10 protein-coding genes and 3 pseudogenes are annotated in these 12,677 nt (G+C 39.4%); 5 read left to right on the forward strand and 8 right to left on the reverse strand.

Annotation, left to right across the window (positions count from 1 at the left end; all coding sequences use genetic code 11):
- Positions 1-11: 11 nt before the first annotated feature.
- The 3 genes from SporoP8_RS04075 to cyoE all read right to left on the reverse strand — a co-directional run bounded on the left by SporoP8_RS04075 (position 12) and on the right by cyoE (position 3,019).
- Positions 12-830, reverse strand: a complete 819-nt coding sequence (locus tag SporoP8_RS04075; RefSeq protein WP_085131356.1) for a GNAT family N-acetyltransferase — start codon at positions 828-830, stop codon at positions 12-14.
- Between the two features lie 11 nt (positions 831-841).
- Positions 842-1,969, reverse strand: coding sequence for a M20 peptidase aminoacylase family protein (locus SporoP8_RS04080; protein ID WP_085131357.1), 1,128 nt, complete (start codon positions 1,967-1,969; stop codon positions 842-844).
- A gap of 138 nt (positions 1,970-2,107) precedes the next feature.
- The gene (gene cyoE / locus SporoP8_RS04085; RefSeq protein ID WP_085131358.1) at positions 2,108-3,019 is read right to left on the reverse strand and encodes a heme o synthase; all 912 of its coding nucleotides are present in this window, start codon (positions 3,017-3,019) and stop codon (positions 2,108-2,110) included.
- 541 nt (positions 3,020-3,560) lie between these two features.
- Between cyoE and SporoP8_RS04090 the strand changes: the two genes are divergently transcribed.
- The 3 genes and pseudogenes from SporoP8_RS04090 (at position 3,561) to SporoP8_RS04100 (ending at position 6,769) form a co-directional block, all read left to right on the forward strand.
- Positions 3,561-4,553 (forward strand): ABC transporter substrate-binding protein, encoded by a 993-nt coding sequence (locus tag SporoP8_RS04090; protein ID WP_085131359.1) that lies wholly within the window; start codon positions 3,561-3,563, stop codon positions 4,551-4,553.
- 154 nt (positions 4,554-4,707) lie between these two features.
- Positions 4,708-5,526: an ABC transporter permease gene (locus tag SporoP8_RS04095; RefSeq protein ID WP_332308453.1), complete on the forward strand. Its 819-nt coding sequence runs from the start codon at positions 4,708-4,710 to the stop codon at positions 5,524-5,526.
- A pseudogene (locus SporoP8_RS04100) lies at positions 5,523-6,769 on the forward strand (quaternary amine ABC transporter ATP-binding protein). The gene SporoP8_RS04095 and the pseudogene SporoP8_RS04100 overlap by 4 nt, the downstream one beginning before the upstream one ends.
- A gap of 46 nt (positions 6,770-6,815) precedes the next feature.
- On the opposite strand, the pseudogene cobT reads toward SporoP8_RS04100, so the two are convergent.
- Positions 6,816-7,852: pseudogene (cobT, locus tag SporoP8_RS04105) on the reverse strand (nicotinate-nucleotide--dimethylbenzimidazole phosphoribosyltransferase).
- A gap of 225 nt (positions 7,853-8,077) precedes the next feature.
- Between cobT and SporoP8_RS16460 the strand changes: the two are divergent.
- Positions 8,078-8,529, forward strand: a pseudogene (locus SporoP8_RS16460) (ferritin); the annotation flags it as partial.
- 450 nt (positions 8,530-8,979) lie between these two features.
- On the opposite strand, the gene SporoP8_RS16710 reads toward SporoP8_RS16460, so the two are convergent.
- The 4 genes from SporoP8_RS16710 to SporoP8_RS04125 all read right to left on the reverse strand — a co-directional run bounded on the left by SporoP8_RS16710 (position 8,980) and on the right by SporoP8_RS04125 (position 11,565).
- Entirely contained in the window at positions 8,980-9,159 is a 180-nt protein-coding gene (locus tag SporoP8_RS16710) for a hypothetical protein (RefSeq protein WP_232319199.1), read from the reverse strand.
- On the reverse strand, positions 9,156-9,938 hold the full coding sequence (locus SporoP8_RS04115; RefSeq protein ID WP_232319200.1) for an Era-like GTP-binding protein: 783 nt from the start codon (positions 9,936-9,938) through the stop codon (positions 9,156-9,158). The genes SporoP8_RS16710 and SporoP8_RS04115 overlap by 4 nt, the downstream gene beginning before the upstream one ends.
- Positions 9,939-10,048: 110 nt before the next feature.
- Positions 10,049-10,606: a DUF420 domain-containing protein gene (locus SporoP8_RS04120; protein ID WP_085131361.1), complete on the reverse strand. Its 558-nt coding sequence runs from the start codon at positions 10,604-10,606 to the stop codon at positions 10,049-10,051.
- A 68-nt stretch (positions 10,607-10,674) separates the two neighbouring features.
- Positions 10,675-11,565, reverse strand: a complete 891-nt coding sequence (locus SporoP8_RS04125; protein WP_085131362.1) for a LysR family transcriptional regulator — start codon at positions 11,563-11,565, stop codon at positions 10,675-10,677.
- A 133-nt stretch (positions 11,566-11,698) separates the two neighbouring features.
- Here SporoP8_RS04125 and SporoP8_RS04130 point away from each other — a divergent pair, with 133 nt between their 5' ends.
- Complete coding sequence (locus SporoP8_RS04130; RefSeq protein ID WP_085131363.1) at positions 11,699-12,670, forward strand: DMT family transporter; 972 nt, start codon at positions 11,699-11,701, stop codon at positions 12,668-12,670.
- Positions 12,671-12,677 lie beyond the last annotated feature (7 nt).

Genomic DNA, 12,677 nt, shown 5'->3' on the forward strand with positions numbered 1-12,677 from the left:
TGTCAGCTCCTTTAATCATGCAACGGAATGATGGACCGCTTACAGAAACGATAGTACTGCACAGATTCTTCTGTTCGGCGTACATCGATCATAGCAAATCCTTCCTTACTCAGTTGCTGAAATATCGTTCTCGTCTTCATTCTCCATTCGTAGGCCAATTGCGAGTTTTCTTGCTTGATTAATTGAATTTGTTTGGGCACAGGCACTTCTATCGCTTCCGCCTTCAGCCATTCAGTTGTTTCCGGTAAAAGCAGGATAGGGTGTGAATTATCACTCAATTGGATTTGAAACGGACGACTATATATAAGATTAGGTTGCCATTTCTCCACTACACGCGGACTGTCAATCCACCAAGCAACTTGAAAACGGTCGGTCGGTAAACCTTTGTTTAATCCATCGTCCATCTCTCCATAACAATCAACTATATAGTCATAGCACACACCGTATAACTTTGAAGTATTCAAATAGCCGTTGCGACTTTCGAGTGGATCGAATGTCCAGACGATTAATCGATAGCCCATTTCCCGTGCAAAACGTAGTTGTTCTTCTTTCAACAGTTTGCCAATGCCCTTCATCTGAAACTCTTCATCTACCGCAAGCATATGAGAGCATAAATATATTTGACCTTCTGAATAGCCGGCAAAGCTATAAGAATATCCGACCATACGCTCTTCTAGAAACGCACCGACAATCAATCCACCGTTTTTGACTGCTGTGATAGTTTGATGGATAGGGATTGGTTCCATTCCCCAAATTTTCTTCTCAAGATTTTGCATAGAACGAATGTCTTCGATAGCCGTCACTTTTCTGACCACTATATCTTTCCTCATACTGTCACCTTCTAGTTTTTAGAGTGGAATGTTAATTCGATGGCAGTAGTTAAAATTTCAACTCCTGTTGCCAGTGCGTCTTGATTAAATGTCATGTGTGGATGGTGAAGTCCTGGGATTAAGCCGCATCCCAAACCTAGCATTGTACTTTTGACAGTGGGTCGCTTTACAGAATAGAAGTGAAAATCTTCTCCTCCCGGCGTGACAACGGTGCGTGTAGTCTTGTCTTCACCCACTACTTTAGCAATCGCCTGATACATTAGATCTTCAGCTTCAGCATTTACTTCCGCCGCGACCATTTCTGCCATTACTTCATAGTTGATTTCTACATCGTATTGTCTAGCTATCGCCTGAATCACACGTTCTACTTCCTCATATAATTCATCCATTATACCATTTTCTTGCGCACGTAAATCCAAACTAAATTTTGCATTTCCCGGAATTATATTGGCAGATTCGCCACCCGCTTGGAACATCGTCATTTTCGCTGTATGAGAAACCATCGGATTACAATGAATGGACTGCAAACCTCCTACTAACGAAGCGCCCACCTCGATCGCATTTTTTCCTTGATGCGGTCTGGCACCATGTGCTTCTGTTCCTTTGATCGTTCCACTGATCATTTTCGCGGCACCGTGACGTAGTGAGGCAGCGGAATAACCGTCAGCCATTTCATCCGCAGCTCTTACATGAACGCCGAATAAGTAATCGATATCATCGATCAATCCCTGATCAAGAACAGCTAGCGCGCCTTTTCCCTTCTCTTCTGCCGGCTGGAAGAATACTTTTAATGTTCCTTTTTGAGGAATTCCGCGTTCTTTAGCCATAAGCAAAGCACCAATTCCCATGGTCATATGTCCATCATGTCCACATGAATGATTCGCTCGATAGACACCGTCCACTTCTTGCCACAACGCATCAATATCTACACGCAACCCGACTACCGGCTTACCTTCACCGATCGTAACGCATAAACCTGTAATTCCATCGAATAATTTCACATTAAATCCTTCTCGTTCAAGAAATTCTTTCAAGTAAATTGTTGTTTTTGTTTCCTTCCAACTAACTTCCGGATGACTGTGCAAATGCGCAAACACTTCATCTAGTTTCGGCTTCAGTAATTGTACTTGCTCCTTCATGCGTGTGCCTCCTAAAAAAACCATTTTCCATTGTACTATTCAAACTGTTTATTCCTAAAATTTCAAACTACTCAACAATTTTAACATAAAAAAGACTTCTCTATCACGTCGTGTGAAAGGAAGTCTTTTTCGTATTGATTAAAAAGTCCAAAGAATCATCATGCCGAATAATAGCGTCATGTAATTGACCGAGTACAAGAACATGAAGTTAGCCCATTTATAATCATTTTTTGCATAGAACCCATATATACTAGCTGCAATATATCCTAGGTTCATCAATGTCGCGATTGTAATGAATGTAGTGCCAAACATCGTTAATAAAAACGGTAAAGGCAATAGACATAATACATACACAAGCATTTGGCGTTTTGTGAAGTTAAATCCATAAACGACAGGCAACATCGCTACGTTTGCTGCATTATAGTCTTTATATTTCTTCATAGCAATCGCAAATGTATGAGGCATTTGCCAAATGAATAGTATAGCGACCAAAACAATCGGTACAATATGATCCGCTGACATAATAGCTGCCCACCCTATAAGAGGGGTAACCGCTCCCGACACACTGCCAATCACTGTATTCAATGTATATTTACGTTTAGACCACATGGTATAGGGTATTACATACGTAAACCATCCGATAAATGCATAAATTGCCGCTTCTAATGTAGTGAAAAATAATAATACCATACCAATTCCCGATAATATCAAACCTATTTTTAATACGGTTTTCAAAGCAAAGTTACCTGTCACAGTCGGACGGTTTTTTGTTCTTTCCATAACCGTATCAATATCAGAATCAAACCAGTTATTCATTACAAGTGCACCTGCAACAAGCAAGGTACTACCTATCATGGTTAGCAGGAACACACCCCAGTTACCTGTGAGTGTCATGCCCGAAAAATATAGTGCCAACCAAAACCCCGTAAAAACTGGAAATATATTCGCGATGAGTACAGGTCCTTTAACTAATGATTTAATATCCGAGAAGAAGGTAGACGCCGATCGGCTTTGAGTAGTACTCGAAACAATATGGGCTTCTTTCGTCATATGGGTCCGTTCTCCTTTTACGTTACATTTAAATATTTTTTCCATTCGTATATAACTATATCATTTTCTTAAAAGTAAAATCAAAAAATCACGATAATTCCTTAGAAACTGTTACAAAGGTTTGTCAGAAGTTCATAAATAAACATATCGCATGATAAAATACTCTTTTTTTCATATGTACTTATCATACCATATTGTATCATTTTCCCCTATTATTCGATAAAGCATGAGCCTATACCCCTTATAGGCTAGCAACTAAGTTTACCCGCCATGATCAATCAAACCACATTTACTTTTTTCATTATAGAAAACCGTTAAACTTCAATTTAAAAGAGCATAATATCAATAGTTGTCTAAATAATTAAATTGATATTAATTTAATTATCCTGTAAACTCGTGTAATAGTATCGCGAAAAAGTGTTGATTTCCCCTTGATCTTCTCAACTACCTGCATCTTTTTTCTTGCGGGTAATTTTAAGAGATTAAGGCAAAAAACAGCATTCCGTGATGAAAAAATTATAAAGTGAAAGGATTTGATTTTTTGAGAAAGTTTATGTTGTTTTTATCTATCGTAACATTATTACTTTTAACAGCATGCGGTAACAGTGATAGTAAAGATTCAATAAGCAAGATTAAACTGGCAGATGCAGGATGGGATAGTATTCGGATACACAACAGCATTGCACAAATTATTTTAGAAGAAGGCTATGGCTATGATACGGAAATAGTGAACGGAACTTCTTCCGCAACATTACAAGCGTTGCAACAAGGCGATCTTCAAGTTTATACAGAAGTTTGGTCTGATAACTTAGGTGATGCGTATACAAACGCAATCGACAGCGGAGACATCGAAACCGTCTCGACAAATTTCGACGATAACTCACAAGGTCTGTATGTCCCTACATATGTTATCAAAGGGGATCCAGAGCGTAATATCGAAGCGGTAGCGCCTGATTTGAAAACAGTAAAAGACTTAGAGAAGTATCCTGAACTATTTCAAGATCCTGAGAACAAGGATAAGGGACGTATCATCGGCGCACCATCTAGCTGGTTAGTCAGTAAACATTTAGATGAAAAATTAACTACTTATGGCTTAAATGAAAAGTTTACGTATTTAGCTCCCGGTTCAGATTCATCCATCGTAGCTGACTTAGCTAGTGCATATAAAAAAGGTGAACCATGGGTTGGTTATTACTGGTCCCCTACTTGGGTCACTGCAACGTATGACTTAACGCTTTTAGAAGACGAGCCGTTTGATCAAGAGGCTTGGGATAAAGATAAATCTGGTGAATTCCCTCCTAATGATGTCTACGTCAGTGTCCATAAAGATTTGAAAACACAAGCTCCTGAGGTAGTTGAGTTCCTCAGCCATTACAAAACTAGCAGTGCATTGACAGAAGAAGCATTAGAGTATATGGGTGAAAATGAAGCTAGTCCAGAAGATACTGCAAAATGGTTTATGAAAGAACATGAAGATCTTTGGACTTCATGGGTACCTGAAGATGTTGCTGAGAAAGTAAAAGCAGCTCTGTAATACATTTTAGAATTTCAGGGGTGGACGCTTTCCGCTCCACTCCTTTTCAATTGTACTAACACTAAAAGTAGAGAAAGAGAGGGACAAGCTAGTACGTCCTAGCTTACTGCCTATGAATGAATTTCCTAACGTCAGAATACCTATAGGAGATTATGTGGAAAAGTTTATTGATTTTCTTGCAATGAACTTTGGCTGGCTATTTGATTTCATCTTCACTATTGCATCCACTACAATCCGAACTATTGAGACAGCTTTACTCGCTACACCTTGGTGGGCTATCATGATTGTGGTTTTCCTCCTTGGTTGGTATTTAAACTCCATTTTTAACGGCCTACTGTTTGCCGTCTTTATCTTTTTAATTGGTTCCTTCAATTTATGGGAAGATACGATGACAACAGTCGCGATCATCGTAATATCTGTCGTACTATCCCTTGCAATTGGTATTCCAGTCGGCATATTGATGGCGTTTAGCAAAACATTTTCCATCATCATGCGTCCTCTATTAGATGCCATGCAGACGATGCCTACATTCGTTTACTTGATACCTGTAATATTCTTCTTCCCTCTTGGGAATGTTCCCGCAATTATTGCAACAATCATTTACGCGTTACCACCAGTTATCCGTCTAACAGAACTTGGTATACGAAACGTTGATTCTGAAGTGATTGAGTCAGCGGAATCATTTGGATCTTCTCGAAACCAAATGTTAGTGAAAGTACAATTACCACAAGCATTGCCTACTATGATGGCAGGTATTAATCAAACCACGATGATGGCTTTATCAATGGCTGTCGTTGGTTCCATGGTTGGTGCTCACGGATTAGGTGAACGCGTACTATTCTCAATCAACCAAATCAATATATCATTAGGGTTTGAAGCAGGTATCAGTATCGTATTCTTAGCGATTATTATTGACCGTTTAACAAATGGAGTGGCAGACCGCCTACAAAATACAGGGAGGAGATCAGCATGACCGTTAAACTTAAAGTAGAAAATGTCACCAAGATCTTTGGTCCTCGCCCTAAGAAAGTCATTCCTATGATTGAAAAAGGAGCTTCTAAGAGGGAAATCCTCGAAAAAACTGGACATACAGTAGGTGTCTATAACGCCAATATGGAAATCATGGAAGGTGAAACCTTCGTAATTATGGGACTATCCGGAAGTGGTAAATCGACACTTATCCGCTGCTTCAATTTATTGAACAAGCCTACATCAGGTGCAATTTATGTAGATGGTGAGAATATTGTCAAATATAATAAAGAGCAGTTAAATTTTTCCGTCAGAAGAAAATCGCAATGGTCTTCCAGCACTTTGGTTTATTTAGTCATAGAACGGTTATTGAGAACATTGAATACGGTCTGGAAATTCGTGGTTTATCGAAAAGTGAACGTCGTAATATCGCACAAAAACATATCGAGACGGTTGGTCTAAAAGGGTATGAAAACCAATATCCCGATGAATTATCAGGAGGGATGCGTCAACGTGTAGGGATTGCCCGTGCGTTGACGAATGATCCAGATATTTTGTTGATGGATGAGCCGTTCAGTGCGCTTGACCCACTCATACGGAGAGAAATGCAAATGGAACTTCTAGATATCCAGACACGTCTTCAAAAAACCATCATCTTCATCACACACGATGTCAACGAGGCATTCCGTATCGGTGATCGTGTGGCAGTTATGAAAGATGGTCACGTAGAGCAAATCGGTACTCCGGAAGAGTTATTAGAAACACCAGCAAACGACTATATTATTGACTTCACTCGTGAAATTGATCGTTCGAAAGTGTTACAAGCAATGAATATCATGTCAAAACCATTAAGTGTCATGAATGGAAAAGATGGTTTGCATGTCGCGATTAAGAATATGGAGGAGCACGGGATTTCCAGTGTCTTCATCACGAATCGAGAACGACAGTTGCTTGGATTGGTAACAATAGATGGTGCGATCGAAGGCGTAAAAAAGAAGAAAACGTTGGAAGAAGTGATGACAACCGATGTATTGACAGCTACTCCGGAGGAATATGTTCAAGATATTATTCCGCGTGTCTTGGATTCTAAATATCCACTTGTTGTCATAGATGAAACGAACCGAATTGAAGGGATTATTTTACGAGTTCATGTACTTTCAAGCATTATTAGCAACTCTGCTAATGATGAAGTGGAAGGCGAAGAAATACTCGATCAATCCATTGAAACAGTTGAAGTAACTGAATAACAAAAAAGGGAAGAATGAGCACCGCTGCTCACTCTTCCCTTTTTGATTAACTTTTTCCCGAAACACCGGCACTTTCAAAGGTAGCCATTTCATTGACCATCAGAACAGCCGATTGAATGATACTGAATGCAACTGCTGCGCCTGTTCCTTCTCCTAGTCGCATGGACAAAGATAAAATAGGTTCCTTTTCTAAGTATTGAAATGCCTTTTGATGCCCTGGTTCCATCGATTGATGGCCAAGCAACATATATCCAGCCGCACCTTTGCTCATAGTCTCCGCCACGCAAGCTGCCGCAGTCGAGATAAATCCATCTAAGATGATCGGGATACGTTTAGAAGCTGCCGCCAGCATTGCACCTACCATTGCAGCTAATTCTAGACCGCCAACCTTACGTAGCACGTCAAAGCCGTCAGAAGGATTAGGCTCATGAAGAGCTAGCGCCTCTCGAACTACTTTAATTTTATGAAGATGTTGATCAGCTGATATTCCTGTTCCATAACCAACCAACTCTGCCGGATCTAATTCTGTAATGGCCGCCACTACAGCACTGCTTGTCGTAGTATTACCGATTCCTACTTCCCCTACCACTAAGAAGTCAACACCTTTTTCAAATAACGCAAGTGCTTCTTCAAAGCCAATCTCCAACGCTTTTTCCACTTCTAGCTGAGTCATCGCCTCGGTACGTAGAAAATTTTCCGAACCTTGACGAATCTTCCGGTCCTTCACTGGTTCAGAAAAGGATTCTCCGATCACACCTACATCAACCAAAGAAATTCCGCTTGTTGCTGTCTGCTGAATACATTGATTGCCGCACCACCTACCGCCATATTCTGTACCATTTGACGTGTGACTAGTTGAGGAAATGCAGAAATCCCTTCTTCCACAATTCCATGATCTGCTGCGAATACCAGTACACCTAATTGATTGATGCTAGGATGTTTCCGACCTTGTATCTCAGCTAATGTAATCACGATATCTTCAAGTTTCCCTAAACTTCCGATAGGTTTCGTCAACGTGTCTACGAATGCCTTCGCTTCCACTCCTGCGGATACATCCAATGCAGGGATAGTATAATCTTTCAAAAGATGACCTTCTTTCTCTTTATGAACAAATATTCATCAAGTTTCTCTATAAGTATATCAGTAGTCGATAATGAGTATCCAATTAAATATCCAGCATGCAAATAATGTCGTTTAAAGGTATACTATAACTAGCGGACATGTCATACATTACGCTAGTTACATTACTATCAGAAAAGGGGCGATCCACATGATTAGTGAAAATTAGCACAAGCTTTAAACGTACAAATGAATAATGAATTTGCCGCAGCACAAACCTACTTATCCATGGCTTCTTACTGTGAATATCGCAATTACAGCGGATTCGCGCACTTCTTTCTACAGCAAGTAGAAGAAGAGCGGTATCACGCAATGAAAATCTATTCTTATTTAAATGATCGTGGGATCCGAGCGATTATTACAGAAACACCTGCTCCAGCTACTTCTTTGATAACTTGGTACACACATTTGAAGTGGCATTATTACAAGAAAAAGAAGTAACCAAAATCATTCTATCAAATCATGGATATGGCATGGGAAGAAAAAGGCACGCAACGATTTCTTTCCTGAATTGGTTCCTTGACGAGCAAGTCGAAGAAGAAGCAACGTTCGATAGACATATCGAGTATTTGAAACGTATCCGTGAAGATAAGAACGCATTGTTCATTTACGAGAAAGAACTTTCCACACGTTCATTCGAAGGCCGAATAAAAAACAGGCAAGCTAGCGGTCCGCAGACCTCTTGCTTGCCTGTTCTATTTCCAGTGATACGCCTTCAAACACGTTTCACATACACATCGTTTATGCAGTTGGTCTGCTGGTATTTGTCGAAACACTTCTTCAATAAAATCTTCTTGGTACACCAGCAATGTTCGTCACTCTCCATTGCATTACCGCACAGATTATTCCCTTTGCAAATCGGACATGTGTATTTCATATATTCCCCTCTCTACAATCGATGCTTGTCTAGCTCGGCTGTATTTTTCTTCTCTAATTGCTCTACCCGATCTTCCAATTCTTATTTCGTTTCATACTTTCCATCGAATACAAACCAGCTAGTAAAGCGACCACAAATGTTGCGTAGTTAAACCACTCCATACATCCCGCCCCTTTTTTACTTTTGTTTTTTTAAAATATCTCATATACTTTTTTCAATGTGTCTGGTGTGAGTACCATATTATTTCATACATGTATTTCACTGCATATCCTAGCGCAACTGTCATAGAACCTGCGACACTTGCAGCGACGACCATTCCTGCACCTGGAATTACTTTAATGATTTGACGGAAAGCTGTTTTTCCGACATTTCCTACGATCGTTGCAATAATCAATTCTTGGCATGGTCTTTCGTAATCGGCTTGCCATATAATGTCGACAACTTTAACATGAGTCCCACTTGCAATGTTGTCAATGGTATAAAATCAGCTCCCGGAATGGGAACCGCTCCAATAGTAGCGGCTGACGCACCAGCCGCGAGAATCCATCGTTTGGCAATAGACGACTTATCCGCCATATTTGCTGCGAGTAATAGATCTTTATTTGCATCTTTTAATTGCTGTAGGATCTCTCTTTGTAAGAATTCCATTTGCTCTCCTGTCTTCGAAGAGATCGGAATAACCGGGTAAGCAAACCCAGTATGCTCCAAAACATAGTTCACTAAACTCAGAACATCATCCGCTGCATCTATTTTATTGAGCACAAGAATGATTTTCTTGTTGAGCGTGGCAATCTTATTTAATGACTTTAGTTCCGTATCTGACAACACCGTACCCGCTGCATTTAGGAAGAATAGAATCACATCTGCTTGATTATAAAATTTCAGTGTTTCATTTGAATGTTCTTGATAGATATCATCAAGACCCGGTGTATCAACAAAAAGTATATTATCTGTGTAATAAAATTTCTTAACTTCCTTCGTTTCTCCCGGTTGCGCTCCCACTTCCGCTACATCTTTTTGCATTAGACGGTTCAGTGTTGATGACTTTCCTGCATTAACGTCCCCGATCATTGCAATAAGAATTTCTTTTTTTAATTGCTCATTGATGAGATCTGATTCTTCTTTAAAAACTTTATCGAATGATTCATCTGACATAAAATTTGGAGTTTTCATTATAGCACTTCCCTCTGTTAAATTTGATTATTCAGATTACCCTATTGTAAAAAAGAGCATCAGTCATTCATCCTCTTTTGACTGATGCCCTACACTATTTATCTGATTATTTAATAATAAGGTGAAATCAAGATATACACAAGTACCCCGGTGAAACTAACATATAACCAAATAGGCATCGTCCATCGTGCAATTTTGCGGTGACGCGGGATCTCCATATTCCATGCTCTTGCTACACTTGTTAGCGCTAACGGAACGATTGCAGCAGCTAATACGATGTGTGAAAACAGGATGAAGTAATAGAATCCAGCCAAGAAACCACTACCGCCAAATGGTGTAGACTCTGATAAAAAGTGATAGGCGACATACGTCACTAAAAATAAAGCGGTTGTGCCAAATGCTGCATAGATAAAGCGTTCATGTAGTTTGATATTCTTCTTCAAGATTGCGACTAATGCACATACAAGAAAAATAAACGTGAAACTGTTAAAAATGGCATTTAATAAAGGTAAAATCGTAATATCGAATGCTGTGAAATTTTCTACGCCTGGCATACCTGCCAAGATGCCAATCGCACCGATGAGAATGACCGAGATAATGATAATCGCCGGACGGTAATTCCGTTTTTTGAAATTTGCGGGCGGTGTTGTTTGATTTGTATAATTCATCTAGTTACACTCCTAATTCTATATTGATAACTACACTATATCGTACCATACGTAACACGTTATGCAGGTCAAATTTGTGTCGACTTTTGAAATTGCTCATCTGATTTTTCTCTGAATTCATCAATAACTTTTATAAACTTAGCAATAGTCGGAGTCAAATAGGAATCCGCACGTCGTACAAAAACCGTTTTAATTTGACTGTATTTTGGTGGTAGATGATAGCAATAGACTGATCCTTGATCTAGAAGATGAGTAACAGTTGATCTCGGAACGAATGTAACACCTAATCCTGCTGCCACACTGCCAAGAATCGTCTCCAGTGTTCCGAACTCCATCATTTTCGTCGGCTTAAACCGCTCATCTTCGAGCCACAACTCTAAACGTGCCCGATAGCCACACCCCTTTCTGAAACAAAGAATTGGCTCATCTTTAATATCTTCTATGGATTGAAACGGTTTACTTGAAAGTAACACGAGTTCTTCTTCGAGCACATCATGTACAGCTAGGTCGGGATGCGCTGTTCCTTCCGATATAAAAGCTCCGTCGAGTTGATGGTTTAGAACCTTAAACTGCAATCCTTCAGTTACACCTGTCAATAGTGAAATATCGACTTGCTTATATTTATTATTATATCTCGATAGAATAATCGGTAATTTGATGACGGTTTCTACCGACCCTAGCTCAAGTTTTCCTGAAGGCTCTTTGTCATTCTGCACGACTTTTCTCATTTCATTGGTTAGTGATAATATCTTCTCGCTGTAAATCAGAAGTCGTTTCCCCTCTGGTGTCAAGATCATTCCTCGATTATGTCGGTTAAATAATGGAGTCTTTAACTCCGCTTCGAGCTTTTGTATTCGGGACGTAATATTTGACTGTACATAGCGTAATTCTTTAGCAGCCGCTGTGATAGTTCCTTTCTCTGCGACCATCTGAAATATCTCTAAGTCTTTAAATTCCATAGTTACCCTCCTAGTCAAATTCTCTTACTTACATGATATCAATAAAATTGATAGTAGTCATCATTATTATTCGTTTTACGTGATGTCTAATCTAGTGTTTACTAGAGATAGTACTTCTAGGAGGTTAGGTCCGTTGAAAAACAAAATTATCTGGGGAGCGTTTCTGTGCTTTATAGCTAGTGTTTCATGGGGGGCGATGTTCCCAGTTGCCAATAGTGCATTCAAAAATATCGACCCGTTTTATTTCACATTAATTCGTTATGTCTCAGTTACACTTCTGCTTGTCGCAATATTATGGTTTAAAGAAGGCTTGCAAGCTTTTCGCTTTGAAAAAAAGGGTTTATCTCTTTGGTTCTTCGGTACGATGGCATTTGTTGTTTATAACCTCTTTATTTTCTGGGGACAAGATCTAATGGGACAACCCGGGACTATGGTAGCGTCTATTTCAGAAGCCATGATGCCAATGATTTCTATTGTCATTGTATGGATGATTAGTAGACATAAACCACATGGTTTCACGCTCACTTGTGTGTTTACTGCATTTGTCGGTGTCATGCTTGTGATCACAAAAGGTGATTTACGTACGTTCTTGACAGCAACAGATGACATTGTCCCTTCATTACTAATCTTCATTGCAGTAATCGGCTGGGTGATTTATACGATGGGTGGAAATCGATTTAGTGAATGGTCAGCATTACGTTATTCTACGTTGAGCTGTTTACTTGGCACATTAACTGCTTGTATAGTGGTGTTTTTCGTAACATGGACAGGTTATATTTCTGTCCCCACTATTGAAACATTGCAAGTGGTAACACCACATATGTTGTTTATGATTATTTTTCCAGGTGTGATTGCATTAGTAGGTTGGAATGTTGGCGTACGAATTTTGTCTCCATTGAACGGTTTATTGTTTATTAATTTTGTGCCGGTGACCACATTAGTGATTTCATATATACAAGGATATCAATTAACGATTTTCGATTACATTGGTACGGTATTTATTATTGCAGCGCTGTTAGGAAATAATATATTTCTCCGTATACAACAGAAGCGCAAAGATGAAGCGCGTCAATATAAAAAACATACTATACAGCCTAGTGTTTAATTCGAAG

Source organism: Sporosarcina ureae (assembly GCF_002101375.1).
In the GTDB taxonomy this organism is placed as follows: domain Bacteria; phylum Bacillota; class Bacilli; order Bacillales_A; family Planococcaceae; genus Sporosarcina; species Sporosarcina ureae_B.

What these genes read in the sequence shown, in the direction of transcription:
- SporoP8_RS04075 (WP_085131356.1), bottom strand. Translation starts at nt 830, where the DNA reads ATGAGGAAAGATATAGTGGTCAGAAAAGTGACGGCTATCGAAGACATT.
- SporoP8_RS04080 (WP_085131357.1), bottom strand. Translation starts at nt 1,969, where the DNA reads ATGAAGGAGCAAGTACAATTACTGAAGCCGAAACTAGATGAAGTGTTT.
- cyoE (WP_085131358.1), bottom strand. Translation starts at nt 3,019, where the DNA reads ATGACGAAAGAAGCCCATATTGTTTCGAGTACTACTCAAAGCCGATCG.
- SporoP8_RS04115 (WP_232319200.1), bottom strand. Translation starts at nt 9,938, where the DNA reads ATGAAAACTCCAAATTTTATGTCAGATGAATCATTCGATAAAGTTTTT.
- SporoP8_RS04120 (WP_085131361.1), bottom strand. Translation starts at nt 10,606, where the DNA reads ATGAATTATACAAATCAAACAACACCGCCCGCAAATTTCAAAAAACGG.
- SporoP8_RS04125 (WP_085131362.1), bottom strand. Translation starts at nt 11,565, where the DNA reads ATGGAATTTAAAGACTTAGAGATATTTCAGATGGTCGCAGAGAAAGGA.